This window comes from uncultured Tateyamaria sp. (genome assembly GCF_947503045.1).
Taxonomy (GTDB): domain Bacteria; phylum Pseudomonadota; class Alphaproteobacteria; order Rhodobacterales; family Rhodobacteraceae; genus Tateyamaria.
In genome coordinates this window covers 93,876-112,290 of the sequence record NZ_CANNCF010000004.1, presented here as the reverse complement: position 1 = coordinate 112,290, position 18,415 = coordinate 93,876, and the positions used below count along the sequence as shown (strand labels likewise).

Here is an 18,415-nt window from a genome sequence, read left to right as displayed (position 1 = left end):
TCGTGTCAGAATTAGTTTACCGTTAAACCAATTCGGGCGCGACCTCAACGCGACATTGCGCGACACATCGACATGGACGGCTGCGCACGATCGCGCAGCCTTGATCAGGCGGCTGCGGAGGGCTGAAATCGGCGCAGCATCGCGCCGTATCCGCCACTCTCGAGAAAGGCCAGTTCCGCCGATGTGCTCTTGCGCCCGAGCACTTCGTTGCGGAAGGGAAAGCGGCCAAACTGGCGGATGATCTCGCGATGTGCGCGCGCGTGCAGCAAGCCATCGGCATCCGTTCTCATCCGTTCGCTGATCAGCCGCACGGCGCGGTCCTGATCGCTCAGGTTTTCGGAATGCTCAAGCGGCATGTAAAAGAACTGGCGGGCGGGGGCGTCAATACGCATGTCCCATTCCTTGTCGATCGCCATTTTTGCGGCGGCCCGCGCCGCGCAATCGGTCGAAAAGGCCTTGGCATCACCCCGGAACATGTTGCGCGAAAACTGATCCGTCAGAATGACATAGGCCAACACGCCGCTTGGATAGGTCAGCCAAAGCGCATATTGCCCTTCGGTCGCCCCCTGCCATGCCTGTCCAAAACGCTTGCGTATGGTGTCGTCCAACGCATCATCCAGTGCGTACCACTGTTCCGGACCGCACTCATCCAACCAAAATCCCAACACATCGTCCGGACCTACCATGGTATTCACTCCTGTTCCCATGCCCCGTATTTTGAATCGTTACACAATTGTTAAGTACGCACCCAATCACGAAATACAACATTATGCAGTCTTATCGCCGTCATCTCCGGCCTGTTCCGTGCTGATGGCGTATTCTTGGGCAATTTCCATGGAATAGGGTGTCGCATAGCCCTGCCCGATGGCCACGTAAACGCCCGTATCCTCGACCGTCCGCGCACCGCGCCGGATCGAGCGGTATCCGGCATATCCGGCCAGTATGATGAACAGCACAGCCGTGAACATGTAAAAGGCAGACGGCCCCGCACGCTCCATCCACGCGCCCACGATCAGCGGGCCAAAGACCGCACCCAGCCCGTTGATAAAGATCATGCCCCCCGAGGCCGCGGCCATGTCCTCGTGTTCGAGAAAGTCATTGGTATGCGCAATCAGCAGTGAATAAAGCGGATTTGACATGCCCCCGACCACAAAGGCGGTGGCCAGCAGCATGTTGAAATTCGGGCCAAAAAGGTATCCCACCAGCGATCCCACAGCACCGATCGCCGACACGATGATGATCAGCACGCGCCGGTCCATACGGTCCGAAATCCAGCCGATCGGGTATTGCAACAGAACCGAGCCGACAAAGAACGTCGCCACGAAGGTCGAGATTTGCGCCACGCTCAGCCCCACCTGCGCCCCGTAGACCGCCGACATCCCGAACTGCGCCGAAAACACGCCCCCCAGCATGAACATGCCGAAACAGCCCAGCGGCGATGTGATCGCAAGCCGGCGCAAGGTCATCGGTTTGGTGGTGTCAAAGGCCGGTGTGGGGCTGATCGAGAGCAGAATCGGCGTGATCGCAATCGACACCAGCACCGAAGGAATCACGAACAGGACAAAGCCTGAAGGGTCGGCGGTCAGCAGCAAGGCCTGGCTTGCCACGATCCCAAGCGTCTGCACGATCATGTAAAGCGACAGCGCCTTGCCCCGGTTGGAGTTGTCAGCGGCATTGTTGAGCCAGCTTTCGGCGGTGACGTAAACGGCGGAAAACCCGTAGCCAATCACGATCCGACCGATGGCCCAGACCCACGGATTGGTAAATGTCGGATAGAGGATGATGACCGCCGAAATCAGCGAGGCAAGGGCCGCGAACACCCGCACATGCCCCACCCGCTTGATCATAAGAGGCGCCATGCGGCTGCCGCCCAGAAAGCCCGCGAAATAGGCCGACATGACGATGGACATCTCGAAGGTCGAGAACCCTTCGATCTCGCCCCGGATGCCAAGCAATGTGCCCTGCATCCCGTTGCCCACCATCAACAGGCACATGCCCAGCAAGAGCGCCCATGCGCTTTTCAGAACTTGAACCATGTGCGCTCTCCTTGTTGGGCTGCCAGGACGGGGCTGTCATGGACGTTAGCCCCTGTCGGCGTCCTATACGACACTTAGTCGTCGGTTTTGAGGGATGCCGCCCCATTGGGCAGCAAGAGCGACGCATCCCCATAAGAGAAAAACCGATAGCGCCCCTGCACGGCGTGATCATAGATGAGCCGCACCCGGTCCTGCCCCATCAGGGCCGAGACCAGCATCATCAGCGTCGATCTGGGCAGGTGAAAATTTGTCATCAGCCCGTCCGTCACGGCGAATTCGAAGCCGGGGTAGATAAAGATATCCGTCTCCCCCTCCCACGGTGCAATCCCGCCATCGCGCGCCATGGTCTCGATCAGGCGCAGCGCGGTGGTGCCGACAGGAATCACCCGCGCGCCCTGGTCCTTGGCCGCGTGAATGTCGCGCGCGGCCTGCGCGCTCACCTGTCCCCATTCGGCATGCATCTTGTGGGTGGTCACATCATCGACCTTGACCGGCAGGAACGTGCCGGCCCCCACATGCAGGGTCACATAAGTCATCTCGACCCCACGCGCGCGCAGGGCTGCCAGCAACGCATCATCGAAATGCAGAGAGGCGGTGGGCGCCGCGACTGCACCGCTGTTGCGCGCCCAGACGGTCTGATAGTCCACCTTGTCCTGCGCATCCGCCGCCCGCTTGGCCGCGATATAGGGCGGCAATGGCATCGCCCCGGCCTCGGCCAGAGCGGCGTCAAAATCGTCGCCCGAAAGGTTGAACAGCAAATGCCCCTGCCCGTCGCTTGTGCCGGTCAGCGTGGCGGACAGGTCGGGGGAAAAGACCACCTCTTCGCCCGGCTTGACCTTCTTTAGTGGCTTGACCAGTGCGGACCATGTGCCGTCGCTGCGCGGCTCGAGCAGCGTGACCTCGATCCGGGCGGTGGTGTCGCCTTGGGTCGAGGTGCGCGCACGGGTGCCAAACAGGCGTGCGGGGATCACGCGCGTGTCGTTCAGCACCAGCAGATCACCGTGGGCCAGCCAGTCCACAAGGTCGGTCACCCGCTGGTCATGGATCGCATCGCCCTGCGCCACCAGCAGCCGCGCGGAAGAACGCGGCACGGCGGGCCGCGTTGCAATCAGATCGTCGGGCAGATCAAAGTCGAAATCGCTCAGTTTCATGGGCCGCGCTCTATCCTGCGGACTAGCGGCTGTCACGCTCTTCTTGCCGCTCGCGCAGACGGCGTTGCGCATTGGTTTCAACCGGCGCCTCGGGGGCAAAGGCCTCGGGGCTTGCGGCGGGCGCATCCTCGCCGACATCGGGCAGTTTGGGGGCCGGGGCGCGGAAGATTTCGCGGAACATGCCGGGCGTCAGGGCGGACAGCGGATTGACCTGTACCTGCGGCTTGGCGGCCGGACCGCGCAGCGCATAGTTGAACCCGATCAGCCCCTCGCCCTTGCGGGTCAGGATGCTGCCGATTCCGTTGACCAGAAACAGCGGCGAGATCACCCCCTGCATATCGAGGATCGAGCGGGTCACATCATAGGTGCCGAACATCGACAGCCCCATCGACGGGCCTATCGCGCTGGCTTGGGTCAGGGCCATGGTGGACGGGGTCAAGCGAAACGCCGCCTCGACCTCCTGAAAATGAATGCCGCTGCCGCGCATCTGATCAAGCAGGCCCACAACGCTCACTGCGTTGAGCAGTGCGGCGATGGCAGGCGCGTCCTGCACGCGGGTGTCCTCGATCCTGAGGGTGCCGTCAAAGCTTGCCGCGCCCACGGGCAGCAGGGTCAGTGACAGCGACCCGCCCCGCGCCTGTTTCAGGATCCCGGCCGAGGCCGCAACCCCGCCTGCATCCTGCGACGTCACGCGGATGGCGCTGCGCCCGTTTTGTGGCAGCACCTGCCCTTTGATGGGCGTGCCGCCATTGATCCGGGCCTGAAACTCTCCATCCAGTCCGCGTGTCATGTTGAACTGCCCGCGCAGGCCCGTGAGACGGATGCTGTCGGTGATCCGCAACTCATCCAGCGCGAGGCTGAGCGGACCGCCGCCCCGATTGCCGCCGGTGCCCGACCCGGTGCCGCCGAAATCAGCGCGCCGCAGATCCAGTGTCCCGCCGCGCACTTCGACGCCCGGCGCGGCGTTGGCTCCGCGCCCGACCAGATCGACCGGCGCATCCAGCCACTCGCCCACCCGGACCCGTTCAAACCGCGCGCGTTCAAGGCCACCCCCGGCGCGCAACGTGATCGAGCCTACGGCGCGCAGCCCCGGCGCCTCAAGGGACAGGCGATCCACGCGCGGGGTCGTCCCAAGGCGCCCGGCCAGCGACAGCCGCGCCCGCGTGCCTGCGGCCTTGCTCCACCCCAGCGGTGGGGAGGACAAGCGGATACCACGCAAATCGGTCTCAAGCGCGAAAGACGGCGCGCCGCCGCCGACAGGTAAGTTTACGACGATGTTGCCGGTGCCCTGCCCGCGCACCAGACCGGCAGGCAGACCAAGGCGAAAGGCGTCGATCGTGCGCTCGGACAACTCGATTGTGCCGGTCACGGTGCTGGGCTGCGGCCCTTCCCCGATCGGCTGCGCCCATGTGGCATCAAAGGGCACGCCGTCCAGCGTGCCGGGGCCAGACACCTCGACGCCCTGATCCGTGGCGGTGATCCGCAGCGCACTTGCCGCGAGCCGCCGCCCTTCGATCAACGTGGTGCTGAGCACATCGCGCGCGATGGCCGTGGCATTGAACACCACCTCGGACGGCGGCAGCCCCTTGCGCAGGGGCAGCGCAAGCGTGCCGGTGGTCTGCAAGCGCCCATCGGTCAGATTGGGCAGCAGCCCCGCCTTTGACATCACATTTAGCGGCGGCAGGTCCAGCATCGACAGCGCCGCTGTCACCGTGCCACTGCTTTCGACGCGGACAACCGCCGGAGTCCCGTCCTTGGCCGTGACATCGGGAATGATAAAGGACGACCCGCCAACCTCGATGATGCCGCCTTGCGGGGCGGCGACCTGCCCGGAATCCATCGTGACCACAAACCGGTTGTCGAGCAGGCTGGCCGTGCCCCGCGCGCCCGTCACCGGCGGCAGCGTCGGGACATAGCGCACATGTGCGTCGGCATAATCAAAGCTGAGATAGGCGTTGGGCGCGCTACCCGGCGCATCGCGCAGCACCACGTCCACATTGCTCAGTGTCCCGCCAAGCAGGTTTTCCACCAGCCAATTGCGTGTCTTGGGCACGGCCCCTTCGGGCCAGAGCGCCAGCAACCGGTCGGGGGACAGCCCGTCCATCTGCGCATCCACGCCGTAACGCCATCCCTCGGGCGTCGCCTCGAGCGCGCCACGGGCCAGCAGGGTCTGGCCCTGATCCTGAAACAGCGCCTGCCCCACATCCAGACGGAAGGGGTTCAGGCCAAGGCGGAAATCCATCTCTGCGGCTTCGAAACTGACTGGCTGGTCATAGAGGTTGTCGGGATTGGCGGTCAGCGTGCTTGAGCGGAACTGGCCCACCAGATCGTCCAACTGGCCAGCTTCGGTCAGACCCAGCACGGTCTGCCCTTCGATGCGGCCGGTGATCCACGCACTCTCCACGGACAATTCGTCAAAACTCAGCACGCGCAGTGCCGGATCATAGGTGAAATAGCTGCGCGCGGAATTGAAGGGCACGGGCCGGGTGGCATCCGTGGGCTGGATCACCCCGGCGGCGATGGTGAGAGTGGCGTTGAGCGGGGCCAGTTGCCCGTCAGAGGCAACGCCGCCCCGCACCGCCCCCGAAATCGGCGCGCGCAGCACATCGAGCCAGGCAAATGGCGGGGCGAGCGTGGCGATGTCGCCCGCATCCACATCCGTGACCGTCGCCCCGAAACTGGCGGCCACATCGCCGATGCGGCTTTCGTAATTGGCCTCAAGCGTGGCCACCCCCTGCCCACCGCTCAGCAGTGCCAGATCAGAGGTGATGCGCACAACCTCGTCGTTGTGGTTCAGGCGCACGCGGCCGCCGTCTACCGTCCAGGCCCGGTCCGAGCGGACATCCTCGACCCGCAGCGTCAGCGACTGAATGTCGATGCTGCGCAGGGCGCTGAGTGCGGGCAAGGTCAGGATACCGTCGATCTGTTCGATCAGTTCGGGCAAGGTCGCCGCCTGCCGCTCCGGTGCGGACAGATCAAGCCCGCCGGACAGGATCACCGACCCGTCCGCCTGGCGGCGCAGCTTGGCAAAGATACCGCTCACCGAAATTTCGGTCGGGCGCATCTCTCCACCCAGAAGGTCACTCAGGGACAGGCCCGCGCGCAACTCGGCAAAGGCGACAATTTCGGCGCCGTCTTCGGTCAGAAGTTGCACATTCGACATGCGCACCTGCGGGCTGGCCGTCTCTTCGACCACCAGATCGAGTGTGTCAAAGGACAGGCGCGCGGTGCCAAGCGCGTCCGAGGCGCGCATTTCGACCTCATCGCGCAACCATGCAGGGGCCGACACAGGCCGCCCCATCAGCACATAAAGCACGGCCCCCAACAGTGCAGTCACCGTCAGCGTGACCAGCAGACTGCCCACCCGGTGGCGACGCCACAGGCTTTTGCGCCGCTTTTGCGGGGCTGGAAGGACCGGTTCGGTGCTGCTCATGCCTTTATTCTTGTCTGACCTGACCTATCATGCCAGTCACATCTTTCACATGCCCGAGGAAAAGGCCAAGCACATGCTCGATATTGCGACCCCCGCCCCCGATTTCACATTGCCCGATGGCAGCGGCACCGACGTCACATTGTCCGCGCTGCAGGGCGGACCGGTGGTTCTGTATTTCTACCCGCGCGACGACACGCCCGGCTGCACCAAGGAATCCATCGCCTTTTCCGAACATCTGCCCGCCTTTGAGGCCGCAGGCGCCAAGGTCTTTGGCATCTCCAAGGACAGCGTGGCGAGCCATGCCAAATTCGCAACCAAGCGTGAACTGACTGTCCCGCTGTTGTCGGACGAGAATGGCAGCACCTGCGAGGACTACGGGGTGTGGAAAGAAAAGAACATGTACGGCAAGAAATACATGGGGATCGAGCGCACGACCTACCTGATCGACGCCAACGGGCATGTCGCGATGGTCTGGGGCAAGGTCAAGGTGCCGGGCCATGCCGAAGCGGTGCTGGCCGCCGTCGAGGCCCTGTGATGCAGCCCCTTGCGCAGATGGCCGAGGCCGTGCTGCGCACTGCGGATGGTCGGGAAAAGACAGCCCTGTCGCGCCAATTGGCCGCCGAATGGCAGGCCGCACGCCAGAGCGGTGCGCGCCCGGAAATCGGCCATGCCGACCCGCCCATGCACCCGGCGCGACCCGCGCAGCCCGAGCTGCTCAGCCCTCGTGACGTGCCGCGCCGTCGTCCCGGCAGTCCCGAAGGGCGCGTCGCGCTGCTGCATGCGGTGGCCCATATCGAACTCAATGCGGTCGATCTGCATTGGGACATCATCGCGCGTTTCACCGATGTCGAAATGCCGATGGGATTCTACGATGACTGGGTCAAGGCCGCGGACGAAGAATCAAAGCATTTCAATCTGATGTGCGACTGCCTTGAAGCAATGGGCAGCCATTATGGTGCCTTGCCCGCCCATGCGGGCATGTGGCGTGCGGCCGAGGATACGGCCGATGATTTCATGGGACGTCTCGCCGTTGTGCCAATGGTGCTTGAGGCGCGCGGGCTTGATGTGACGCCGGGGATGATCGAGGTGTTCAAGAAGGCCAAGGCCGATCAGGCCGTTGCCGCGCTTGAGACGATCTATGGCGAGGAAGTCGCCCATGTGGCCTATGGTTCCAAGTGGTTTCACTTTCTCTGCGGTCGGCACGAGCAGGACCCGAAGGAGGCGTTTCACACACTGGTGCAGCGCTATTTCCACAGCCCGCTCAAGCCCCCCTTCAACGAGGAAAAACGGGCCGAGGCCGGGCTGCCCCCCGACTTTTACTGGCCACTTGCCGTAGCGGACTGATCCGTATGGATTTTTGTGAGCGGATTTCCGCCGATATGTCACATATTGAAACGATTTTTGCCCATGTAAAAGGATCGCCCTTGCCGCAACTAGTCCACCACTTTATGCACAGGCGGCAAGACACCTTGTTGGGGGACGGGAGTGTCGGGATTGGGACGGGACAAGGAATACGCAGTGCGCACACGCATCGGCATCAAAGTGCACGGGTTGCTGGAACACTACTTTCCTGAACGACGCGTCTTTCTGAAATCTGACAATGACACCCGCTTCATCCGGTTGAAACCTGGCACGCAACTGCTTGCGTTTGCAGGCAGTTCCTTTGTTGTCGCATGGGCGATCGTGGCCACGGCCATCCTGCTGATGGACAGTATCGGGGCTGGCAATTTCCGCGAACAGGCCAAACGGGATCAACGGACCTATCAGGCGCGACTGAACGATCTGTCCGGCCAACGGGACCGCCGCGCCGAAGAGGCGCTGGCCGCCCAGGAACGGTTCAACGCCGCCCTCGCGCAGATTTCCGTGATGCAGACCGAGCTGCTTACCTCCGAAACCCGCCGCCGTGAGCTTGAGACGGGAATCGAAGTGATTCAGGCCACCCTGCGCGGCACCATGCAGGACCGCGAGCAGGCCCGTGAGCAACTTGCCGCTCTGGAAAGCCAGGTTGAAACGGGGGCTGCCGCCGGTGCGCTGGCCGGAAACGGCGCAAATGCGCCGATGGATTTCGTCGCCGAGGCACTGGCCAAGACCGCAGCCGAGCGTGATCAGGTGGTCGAAGACGCACAAGAAGCCCTGCTGGCCGCCGACGCGATGGCCTCTGAAATCGCCCTGATGAAAGAGCAGAACGACCAGATTTTCCGCCAGCTCGAAGAGGCGATGACCGTTTCCGTCGCCCCGCTCGACAAGATGTTCCGCGCCGCGGGCATGCCCACAGAGCGCATTATCGAACAGGTGCGTCAGGGCTATTCCGGTCAGGGCGGCCCCCTTACCCCGCTCAGCTTTTCCACCCGTGGAGAAGAGCCAAGCCCCGACACGTTGCGCGCCAACCGTCTGTTAAATCAGATGGATACTCTGAACCTCTACCGGATCGCCGCGCAAAAGGCGCCCTTTGCAACGCCGGTCAAATCTTCGTTCCGCTTCACCTCGTCCTTCGGGTTCCGTCGCGATCCCAAGACCGGTGGACGGCGCATGCACAACGGCGTGGATTTCGCCGCCTCGCTTGGCACGCCGCTTTATGCGACGGCCGATGGAGTGGTGACCCATTCGGGCTGGCTGTCTGGCTATGGCCGCCTTGTGAAGATCCAGCACGAGTTCGGAATCGAAACCCGCTATGCGCACCTTTCCCGACTTAACGTTAAAGTTGGCCAAAGGGTCTCGCGCGGGGATAGAATTGGTGATATGGGAGCGTCTGGACGGGTGACAGGCGTGCACTTGCACTACGAAGTGCGCGTCGGCGGCAAGGCCGTCAACCCGATGATCTATATCAAGGCAGCGAACGATGTTTTCTAAGAGCAAAATCAACGAACCCGGCCCCAGTGCGGATTCAACCAAGCCAGCAGCCCCGGCCAGCCCTGCCCCCGCAGCGGCGCCCAAGGCCAGCGAATTCAAGGCAAGCGCCCCCAAGGCCAAGCCGCCCGCTTCGATCCTGTCGGCGGACCTTCACATCACCGGCAACATGAAAACCACCGGCGATATCAATGTCGAAGGCACGGTCGAGGGCGACATCCGCGCCCACCTGCTGACCATCGGCGAAACCGCGACGATCAAGGGCGAAGTCATCGCGGATGACGTTGTGGTCAACGGCCGCATCGTGGGCCGTGTACGTGGGCTGAAGGTGCGCCTGACATCGACCGCGCGGGTCGAGGGTGACATCATCCACAAGACCATCGCCATCGAATCCGGTGCCCATTTCGAAGGCTCGGTTCAGCGTCAGGACGACCCGCTGAACTCGGGCAGCAAAGCGGCCCGCCCCGCAGGCCAGCCCGCACCGGTTGCCAAAAGCGAATAAGCCGCACGGACTGAACAGACAAAAGAAAACGGGCGCTGCAAAGGAATTGCAGCGCCCGTTTTTTTACGTTCTGTCAGAACTTTAATCGGTGACGGTGACCTTTTGCATCAGGTCGGGTGCGCCAACAACCGCGCCGTTTGGCCCAGTGCCCAGCTTGACCGCATCCAGCACATCCAGGCCGTTCGTCACGCGCCCGATCACCGTATACTGACCGTCCAGAAACGGGCCCGGCGCGAACATGATAAAGAACTGGCTGTTGGCCGAATTCGGATCACTGCTGCGCGCCATGCCGACCACACCGCGATCAAAGGTGATGTCCGAGAACTCGGCTTGCAGATTGCCAAGGTCCGATCCACCGCGCCCGGCCTGGCGTGCGTCATAGCCGTCGATCTGGCCAAACTGCACATCGCCTGTCTGCGCCATGAAACCGTCGATCACCCGGTGAAAGACGACGCCGTCATAGGCCCCCGCCTCTGCCAGCGCGGTGATGCGCGCCACATGGCCCGGGGCCACGTCTTCGAGCAGGTCGATGGAGATCACGCCGTTGGCCTCGCCAGCCACCGTGATGTCGATGCCGGTGGCAAGCGCAGGGCTTGCCGCAAGCAGGGCCAAAAGCGCGGCGGATTTACGCAACATCGGCAGCCACCTTGACGCTGATCATCCGGTCAGGCTCGGCCGGTGGCTCGCCGCGGGTGATGGCATCCACATGCTCCATCCCTTCAACGACCTGACCGTAAACGGTATACTGACCGTTGAGGAAATCATTGTCCTTGAAGTTGATAAAGAACTGGCTGTTGGCGCTGTCGGGGTTGGACGAGCGGGCAGCACCCAGCGAACCGCGCGCATGGGGGATCTTGGAAAACTCGGCTGGCACATCGGGCTTGTCCGAACTGCCGGTGCCCGCCATGCGGATGTTGAACCCGTCTTCCATGTCGCCGTGCTGCACGTCACCGGTCTGGGCCATAAAGCCGTCGATCACCCGGTGAAAGGCCACGTTGTCATACTCGCCGGCGCGCGCCAGCTCTTTCATCCGCTCCACGTGCTGGGGGGCCACGTCGGGCATCAGCGCGATGGTGACGGTGCCACCCTTGAGTTCCATCAGGATCGTGTTTTCGGGGTCTTTGATCTCGGCCATATGTCTCGTCTTTCCTCAGATTTGCTTGCCCCCTACCTATGCCGGAGACGCGCAAGGGACAAGTCGTGCATTGACCAGCGCAGCATTTGCCGCGATGCAAGACGCGATCACAAAAACAGGAGGCTGACATGGGCTGGAAGACGCTGGATGACATGGACTTGAACGGCAAACGCGTGCTGACGCGGGTGGATATCAACGTCCCCGTCGAGGATGGGCGTGTAACCGATGCCACCCGGATCGAACGGATCGCCCCCACGATTGCCGACATTCGTGCGCGCGGCGGCAGCCCAGTCCTGCTGGCCCATTTCGGACGGCCCAAGGGCAAGCCCGTGCCCGAGATGTCGCTGGAACCGCTGGTCCCGGCGCTCGAGACCGCCTTTGGCTGCCCCGTCTCCTTTGTCGAACGCCCCAGCCGCGACTGGATCGACAGCCAGCCTCAGGATGCGGTGATTTTGGTCGAAAACACCCGCTTTACGCCGATGGAAGAGGCCAATGACCCGCAAATGGCGCAATTCCTCGCCTCGCTTGGCGATGTGTTCTGCAATGACGCCTTTTCTGCCGCCCACCGTGCGCACGCTTCGACAACTGGCGTCGCGCACCTGTTGCCCTCTTGCGCGGGCCGTCTGATGCAGGCCGAGTTGAGCGCGCTTGAGGCCGCCCTGTCCAACCCCGAACGCCCCGTAGGCGCGGTTGTGGGCGGTGCCAAGGTCTCGACCAAGCTCGATCTGCTGCACAACCTTGTCAAAAAGATCGACGTGCTGGTGATTGGCGGCGGCATGGCCAACACATTTCTCGCCGCACAGGGCGCGCGCCTTGGTGCGTCCCTGCAAGAGGCCGATTTGCACGACACCGCGCGCGACATTCTCGCCGAGGCCAAGGCGGCTGGATGCACGGTGATCCTGCCGGTCGATGGGCGGGTTGCGCGCAAGTTCGAGGCCGGGGCCGCGCACGAAATTGTGACCCTCAATGCGGACACGGTTCTGGCGGACGACCAGATGGTGCTGGATGCCGGGGATGCTTCAGCGGCGATGATCACCGCCACCTTCGCGACCCTCAAGACGCTGATCTGGAACGGGCCTCTGGGGGCTTTTGAAATCAGCCCCTTCGATACGGCCACTGTCGCAACGGCACGGGCCGCAGCGAACCTCACCGTATCCGGGCAACTGGTCACCGTCGCGGGTGGCGGTGACACGGTGGCCGCCCTCAATCAGGCGGGGGTTGCTGAAAATTTCACCTATATCTCCACCGCCGGGGGGGCATTTCTGGAGTGGATGGAGGGCAAAGAGTTGCCCGGTGTCGCCGCCTTGATGCAATAATGCACCCTTGGCACCACGCGCGCTGACCTTATCTATCGGCGCAGGCACTGGCACAACACGGGGATCTCGACATGGCAAACTGGACTTTGATCACAGGCGCATCCGAAGGGTTGGGTGTCGAATTCGCCCATATCGCCGCCAAGGAAAAGCGCAACGTGATCCTCGCGGCCCGCTCGGTCGACAAGCTGGAAAAAGTGGCCGATCAGGTCCGTGCCATGGGGGTCGAGGCACTGGTCATCCCCACCGACCTGTCAGACATGGCCGAGGTCGAGCGGCTGTGGGCCGAGGCCACCGACGGGCGCAGCATTGATGTGCTGGTCAACAATGCCGGGCTGGGGGTCAACGCACAGTTTGCCGACCCCGCCAATTGGGAGCGTGAGGCCAGTTCGATCCACGTCAACATGCTTGCCCTCACCCGCCTGATGAAACTGGCGATCCCGCATATGAAAGGCATCGACAAGGGCCGCATCCTGAACGTCGCCTCGATTGCGGGCATGATGCCGGGGCCGAACATGGCCGTCTATCACGCCACCAAGGCCTATGTGCTGTCCCTGTCCGAAGCGGTGGCCGAAGAGTTGCGCGGCTCCAATGTGACCATCACCGCCCTGTGCCCGGGTGCGACAGCCACCAATTTCTTCAACGAAGCGGACATGGATGGCGTACGCCTGCTGAAACTGGCGCGCCCGATGGATTCAGCGGTCGTCGCGCAGGCCGGTTGGCTGGATGCCCGCATCGGCAAGCGCATTGTCGTGCCCGGCCTGATGAACAAGATCTTCGCCTTTTCCCCCCGGATCACCCCGCGCGGCATTCTGACCCGCGTGGCCGCACAAATCATGGGAAAACACTGAAAACAGGGCGAAAAAGGATTCACAAGGCGATTCGCCTGTGCCATAGTGCCGACAGCCGTCCGACAGAGACGGGACAGAAGGCATCAGGCATGACCCGCACAGCACGCCCCGCATTGGGCACCGTCATATTCTTTGCCGTCGCGTTCGCGCTTGGCATCTATTTCACCTTTGCCGCCGTGCAGGGCGATTACGGGCTGTTCCGCCGCGCTGAAATTGACGCCGAGGCGCGCGATCTGGCCGCACAGTTGATGGCCGTGCAATACGAGGTGGCCGAGATGGAAAACCTGACCCGCCGCCTCTCGGATGACTACCTTGACCTTGATCTGCTCGATGAACAGGCCCGATCGATCCTGGGCATGCTACGCAGCGACGAAATCGTCATTCGCTAAAACTCCATCTTCTTCAATACGTTACCGCCCACCTTCCCCTGCGGCACATTCGCACTCGCCCCTCGCGCGCGAATCCTGTAAGGAATAGTTTAACGCTAAACTAGTTTCACTTTGGGAGGATGCCTATGGCCGCGCGCAAAGCCACGACCAAGAAAGCCACATCAAAACCGAATGTGTCTGCCGAAGAGCTGAAAGGCTATTACCGCGACATGCTTTTGATCCGCCGCTTTGAGGAAAAAGCGGGCCAGCTTTATGGCATGGGTCTGATCGGCGGCTTCTGCCACCTCTATATCGGGCAGGAAGCGGTGGTTGTGGGGCTTGAGGCGGCCGCCAAGGAAGGCGACAAGCGCATTACATCCTACCGCGATCACGGCCACATGCTGGCCTGCGGCATGGACCCCAACGGCGTCATGGCCGAATTGACGGGGCGCGAGGGCGGCTATTCCAAGGGCAAAGGCGGGAGCATGCACATGTTCTCGAAGGAAAAGCACTTTTACGGCGGCCACGGCATCGTCGCCGCTCAGGTCCCGTTGGGTGCCGGTCTTGCGTTCTCTGACATGTACAAGGGCAATGACAACGTCACCTTCACCTATTTCGGTGATGGCGCGGCCAACCAGGGTCAGGTTTACGAAGCCTATAACATGGCCGAGCTGTGGATGCTGCCGGTCGTGTTTGTCATTGAAAACAACCAATACGCAATGGGCACCTCGACCAAACGCTCGACCAAATCCCCCAGCTACTGGGAACGTGGTGCGTCCTACGGCATCCCCGGCGAAGAGGTAGACGGCATGGACGTGCTCGCCGTCAAGGCCGCCGGTCAAAAGGCGGTCGAACACTGCCGCGCGGGCAAAGGCCCATACATTCTTGAAATCAAGACCTACCGCTATCGCGGCCACTCCATGTCCGATCCGGCCAAATATCGCACCCGCGAAGAGGTCCAGAAAATGCGCGACGAACGCGACCCGATCGAGGCGGTGCGCTCGATGCTGCTGACCGGCAAGCATGCAACCGAGGACGACCTCAAGGCCATCGACAAAGAGATCAAGGAGGTGGTCAACGCCTCCGCCGAGTTCGCCAAGGACAGTCCCGAACCCGCGCTCGAAGAGCTGTGGACAGATATCTACGCGGACGACGCCGCATCCCAGACTGCGTAAAGGAGAGACAGAACATGGCAACCGAAATTCTCATGCCCGCCCTCTCTCCCACCATGGAAGAAGGCACATTGGCCAAATGGCTCGTCAAGGAAGGCGACACAGTGTCCTCCGGCGACATCATGGCCGAGATCGAAACTGACAAGGCCACGATGGAATTCGAGGCCGTCGATGAAGGGATCATCGGCAAGATTCTGATCGAAGAAGGCACCGAAGGCGTCAAGGTCAACACCGCCATCGCCATCCTGATCGAGGAAGGCGAGAGCGTGGATGATGTGGCCGCCGCCCCGGCCCCTGCGGCTGCAGCCGCCGCTGCTGCTGCTGCGCCAGCCCCTGCTGCCGCATCCGAAGCCCCCGCCGCGCCAAAGGTCGACACCAGCCCCGACTGGCCCGACGGCACGGCGATGAAACAGCAGACCGTGCGCGAGGCCCTGCGCGATGGCATGTCCGAAGAGATGCGGCGCGACGACACCGTATTCCTGATGGGCGAAGAGGTGGCCGAGTACCAGGGCGCCTACAAGATTTCCCAAGGCATGCTGGATGAGTTCGGCCCCAAGCGGGTGATGGACACGCCCATCACCGAACACGGTTTTGCCGGAATCGGGGTTGGCGCGGCCTTTGGCGGCCTGCGCCCCATCGTGGAATTCATGACCTTCAACTTCGCCATGCAGGCGATTGACCACATCATCAACTCCGCAGCCAAGACGCTTTACATGTCGGGTGGTCAGATGGGTGCACCGATGGTGTTCCGCGGCCCCAACGGTGCCGCCGCCCGCGTGGGCGCGCAGCACAGCCAGGACTACGCAGCCTGGTATATGCAAATCCCCGGCCTCAAGGTCGTGATGCCTTATTCGGCCTCGGACTATAAGGGATTGATGAAAACCGCGATCCGCGATCCGAACCCGGTGATCTTCCTTGAGAACGAAATCCTCTACGGGCGCAGCTTTGATGTGCCGGACATGGATGACTACACCGTCCCCTTCGGCAAGGCCCGCATCTGGCGGGAAGGCGATGATTGTACCATCGTCTCCTTCGGGATCGGCATGCAATATGCGCTCGCCGCCGCCGACAAACTGGCCGGGGAAGGCATCAGCTGCGATGTGATCGACCTGCGCACCCTGCGCCCGATGGACACCGGTGCCATCCTCACTTCCGTCATGAAAACAAACCGTTGCGTGACAGTGGAAGAAGGCTGGCCGCAAGGGTCGGTGGGCAACTACATCAGCTCGGTCATCATGCAGGAGGCCTTTGACTACCTCGATGCCCCGGTGATCAACTGCACCGGCAAAGACGTGCCGATGCCCTATGCCGCCAACCTCGAAAAACACGCGCTCTTGACCACGGACGAAGTCATCGCCGCTGTCAAAAACGTCACTTACCGCTAAGGAGCCGGAGATGCCGACAGAAATTCTCATGCCCGCCCTGTCGCCCACGATGGAGGAAGGTACGCTCGCCAAGTGGCTGGTCAAGGAAGGCGATACGGTCGCGTCCGGCGACGTGATGTGCGAGATCGAAACCGACAAGGCCACGATGGAATTCGAGGCCGTGGACGAGGGCACAATTGGCAAGATCCTCGTGGCCGAAGGCAGCGAAGGCGTAAAGGTGAACACCGCCATCGCCGTGCTGCTCGAAGAGGGTGAAAGTGCCGATGACATCGGCAGTGCCCCGGCGCCTACAGCGGCACCTGAAGCTCCAGCAGCCGCAGAGACACCTGCGCCAGCCGCCGCCGAAAAACCCGCGCCCGCCCCGGCCGCTCCGGCCAAGGACGGTCAACGCATCTTTGCCTCCCCCCTCGCCCGCCGGATCGCGGCGCAAAAGGGTCTCGACCTCAATGCCATAAAGGGCTCGGGCCCGCATGGTCGCATCGTCAAGGCGGACGTGGAAAAGGCCGAAGCGGCCCCCGCCAAGGCGGCACCCGCCGCATCCGCCGCCGCCCCTGCCACTGCGCCCTCCGGCCCGTCGGCAGACGCCGTTGCTCGCATGTACGAGGGTCGCGAATACGAGGAAATCAAGCTCGACGGGATGCGCAAAACCATTGCCGCCCGCCTCACCGAGGCCAAGCAGACCGTGCCGCATTTCTATCTGCGCCGCGACATCCAGCTGGATGCCCTGCTCGAATTCCGCGGCACCCTGAACGGGCAGCTCGCGGATCGTGGCGTGAAACTCTCGGTCAACGATTTCATCATCAAGGCCTGCGCGCTTGCGTTGCAACAGGTTCCGGATGCCAACGCCGTCTGGGCCGGGGATCGGATGCTGAAACTGACGCCTTCGGACGTGGCTGTCGCCGTCGCCATCGAAGGCGGCCTGTTCACACCTGTCCTGCAGGACGCCCATCAGAAATCGCTCTCGGCCCTGTCGGCCGAGATGAAAGACCTCGCCGCACGTGCCCGCGACCGCAAACTCGCACCGCACGAATATCAGGGCGGCAGCTTTGCGATCTCAAATCTGGGCATGTTCGGCATCGACAATTTTGATGCGGTGATCAACCCGCCCCACGGCGCCATTCTGGCGGTCGGTGCGGGTGTCAAAAAACCGGTGGTCGGCAAGGATGGCGAGTTGGGCGTGGCCACTGTCATGTCAGTCACCCTCTCGGTGGATCACCGGGTCATCGACGGCGCGCTCGGGGCGCAACTGCTCAACGCGATCAAGGACAATCTGGAAAACCCGCTGGCCATGCTGGCGTAACAGACCCCCAAAAACGCGAAGAAAGGCCGGAGCGCACCCGCTCCGGCCTTTCTCGTTTCAAATCTCAAATGCGGCGACTACTGATCCTTGCCCAGCATGTGGTTCATCGACACCGCCGGCTGATCACAGCCCGCCTCGCCCACGATGCGCGCGGGGATACCGGCCACCGTCTTGCAAGGCGGCACCTCTTCCAGCACCACGGACCCGGCGGCAATGCGGCTGCAATTGCCCACGCGGATATTGCCAAGCACCTTGGCCCCGGCTCCGATCAGAACACCGTCGCCAATCTTGGGATGGCGGTCTTCCTCTTCTTTGCCGGTCCCGCCAAGGGTCACGGAATGCAGCATCGACACGTTGTTGCCGACCACCGCAGTCTCCCCAATCACAATGGAATGGGCATGGTCGATCATGATGCCTTTGCCGATGGAGGCGGCAGGGTGAATATCGACGCCAAATATCTCCGACACCCGCATCTGGAAGAAATAGGCCAGATCATAGTGCCCTTCGGTCCACAGGAAATGGCCGACACGATAGGCCTGAATGGCCTGATAGCCTTTGAAATACAGGATCGGTTGCACCAGGCGATGGCAGGCCGGATCCCGTTCATAGACCGCCACCAGGTCCGCCCGCGCGGCCTCAACCAGCTCCGGCGACTTCTGATAAGCCTCTTCGACAATCTCGCGTACCACCACCATCGACATCTCGTTCGAGGCCAGCTTGGCAGCGATGCGATAGGACAACGCCTTTTCGATGGATTTGTGATGCAGAATACACGCATGCACGAACCCGCCGATCAGCGGTTCATCCACAACAGCCTGACGCGCCTCGTCATTGATCTGGTCCCAAACCGGGTCAATCGCGGCGATATTCGTTTTGAGGTAAGCCATGATGCATCCTTTCGGCTCTTGCTTACCCTAGATAA

The 18,415-nt window shown here is 62.4% G+C and carries 17 protein-coding genes; 10 read left to right on the top strand and 7 right to left on the bottom strand.

The genetic code is table 11. The features are described 5' to 3' along the window. Positions 1 to 104: 104 nt before the first annotated feature. From Q1A89_RS16790 to Q1A89_RS16775, 4 genes are all read right to left on the bottom strand, one after another. Positions 105 to 686: a DUF924 family protein gene (locus tag Q1A89_RS16790; RefSeq protein WP_299730930.1), complete on the bottom strand. Its 582-nt coding sequence runs from the start codon at positions 684 to 686 to the stop codon at positions 105 to 107. Positions 687 to 767: 81 nt separating this feature from the next. Then, positions 768 to 2,036, bottom strand: a complete 1,269-nt coding sequence (locus tag Q1A89_RS16785; RefSeq protein WP_299730927.1) for an MFS transporter — start codon at positions 2,034 to 2,036, stop codon at positions 768 to 770. A gap of 74 nt (positions 2,037 to 2,110) precedes the next feature. Beyond that, complete coding sequence (queA, locus tag Q1A89_RS16780) at positions 2,111 to 3,187, bottom strand: tRNA preQ1(34) S-adenosylmethionine ribosyltransferase-isomerase QueA (protein ID WP_299730924.1); 1,077 nt, start codon at positions 3,185 to 3,187, stop codon at positions 2,111 to 2,113. 22 nt (positions 3,188 to 3,209) lie between these two features. Beyond that, complete coding sequence (locus Q1A89_RS16775; RefSeq protein WP_299730921.1) at positions 3,210 to 6,620, bottom strand: DUF3971 domain-containing protein; 3,411 nt, start codon at positions 6,618 to 6,620, stop codon at positions 3,210 to 3,212. A 73-nt stretch (positions 6,621 to 6,693) separates the two neighbouring features. On the opposite strand from Q1A89_RS16775, the gene Q1A89_RS16770 reads away from it, so the two are divergent. The 4 genes from Q1A89_RS16770 (at position 6,694) to Q1A89_RS16755 (ending at position 9,969) form a co-directional block, all read left to right on the top strand. After that, positions 6,694 to 7,155, top strand: a complete 462-nt coding sequence (locus tag Q1A89_RS16770) for a peroxiredoxin (RefSeq protein WP_299731945.1) — start codon at positions 6,694 to 6,696, stop codon at positions 7,153 to 7,155. Then, the gene (locus Q1A89_RS16765; protein ID WP_299730918.1) at positions 7,155 to 7,964 is read left to right on the top strand and encodes a ferritin-like domain-containing protein; all 810 of its coding nucleotides are present in this window, start codon (positions 7,155 to 7,157) and stop codon (positions 7,962 to 7,964) included. Before Q1A89_RS16770 ends, Q1A89_RS16765 begins: the two co-directional genes overlap by 1 nt. Positions 7,965 to 8,138: 174 nt before the next feature. Next, positions 8,139 to 9,470 carry a M23 family metallopeptidase gene (locus tag Q1A89_RS16760; protein ID WP_299730916.1) on the top strand — a complete coding sequence of 444 codons (1,332 nt, stop codon included), beginning with the start codon at positions 8,139 to 8,141 and terminating at the stop codon, positions 9,468 to 9,470. Beyond that, positions 9,460 to 9,969 (top strand): polymer-forming cytoskeletal protein, encoded by a 510-nt coding sequence (locus tag Q1A89_RS16755; RefSeq protein WP_299730913.1) that lies wholly within the window; start codon positions 9,460 to 9,462, stop codon positions 9,967 to 9,969. The genes Q1A89_RS16760 and Q1A89_RS16755 overlap by 11 nt, the downstream gene beginning before the upstream one ends. A gap of 81 nt (positions 9,970 to 10,050) precedes the next feature. Here Q1A89_RS16755 and Q1A89_RS16750 read toward each other — a convergent pair whose 3' ends face one another. Then, positions 10,051 to 10,602 carry a peptidylprolyl isomerase gene (locus Q1A89_RS16750; protein ID WP_299731943.1) on the bottom strand — a complete coding sequence of 184 codons (552 nt, stop codon included), beginning with the start codon at positions 10,600 to 10,602 and terminating at the stop codon, positions 10,051 to 10,053. Continuing rightward, positions 10,595 to 11,104 (bottom strand): peptidylprolyl isomerase, encoded by a 510-nt coding sequence (locus Q1A89_RS16745; protein ID WP_299730910.1) that lies wholly within the window; start codon positions 11,102 to 11,104, stop codon positions 10,595 to 10,597. The genes Q1A89_RS16750 and Q1A89_RS16745 overlap by 8 nt, the downstream gene beginning before the upstream one ends. A gap of 128 nt (positions 11,105 to 11,232) precedes the next feature. On the opposite strand from Q1A89_RS16745, the gene Q1A89_RS16740 reads away from it, so the two are divergent. The 6 genes from Q1A89_RS16740 to Q1A89_RS16715 all read left to right on the top strand — a co-directional run bounded on the left by Q1A89_RS16740 (position 11,233) and on the right by Q1A89_RS16715 (position 17,493). Then, positions 11,233 to 12,420, top strand: a complete 1,188-nt coding sequence (locus Q1A89_RS16740) for a phosphoglycerate kinase (RefSeq protein WP_299730908.1) — start codon at positions 11,233 to 11,235, stop codon at positions 12,418 to 12,420. 71 nt (positions 12,421 to 12,491) lie between these two features. After that, the gene (locus Q1A89_RS16735; RefSeq protein ID WP_299730906.1) at positions 12,492 to 13,268 is read left to right on the top strand and encodes an SDR family oxidoreductase; all 777 of its coding nucleotides are present in this window, start codon (positions 12,492 to 12,494) and stop codon (positions 13,266 to 13,268) included. An 89-nt stretch (positions 13,269 to 13,357) separates the two neighbouring features. Then, positions 13,358 to 13,657, top strand: a complete 300-nt coding sequence (locus Q1A89_RS16730) for a septum formation initiator family protein (RefSeq protein ID WP_299730904.1) — start codon at positions 13,358 to 13,360, stop codon at positions 13,655 to 13,657. 125 nt (positions 13,658 to 13,782) lie between these two features. Then, positions 13,783 to 14,811 carry a pyruvate dehydrogenase (acetyl-transferring) E1 component subunit alpha gene (gene pdhA / locus Q1A89_RS16725; protein ID WP_299730901.1) on the top strand — a complete coding sequence of 343 codons (1,029 nt, stop codon included), beginning with the start codon at positions 13,783 to 13,785 and terminating at the stop codon, positions 14,809 to 14,811. 14 nt (positions 14,812 to 14,825) lie between these two features. Beyond that, on the top strand, positions 14,826 to 16,193 hold the full coding sequence (locus Q1A89_RS16720; protein ID WP_299730898.1) for a pyruvate dehydrogenase complex E1 component subunit beta: 1,368 nt from the start codon (positions 14,826 to 14,828) through the stop codon (positions 16,191 to 16,193). A 10-nt stretch (positions 16,194 to 16,203) separates the two neighbouring features. Further along, positions 16,204 to 17,493: a pyruvate dehydrogenase complex dihydrolipoamide acetyltransferase gene (locus tag Q1A89_RS16715; RefSeq protein WP_299730895.1), complete on the top strand. Its 1,290-nt coding sequence runs from the start codon at positions 16,204 to 16,206 to the stop codon at positions 17,491 to 17,493. A 77-nt stretch (positions 17,494 to 17,570) separates the two neighbouring features. On the opposite strand, the gene cysE is transcribed toward Q1A89_RS16715, so the two are convergent. After that, on the bottom strand, positions 17,571 to 18,380 hold the full coding sequence (gene cysE, locus Q1A89_RS16710; RefSeq protein ID WP_299730893.1) for a serine O-acetyltransferase: 810 nt from the start codon (positions 18,378 to 18,380) through the stop codon (positions 17,571 to 17,573). Positions 18,381 to 18,415: the final 35 nt, after the last annotated feature.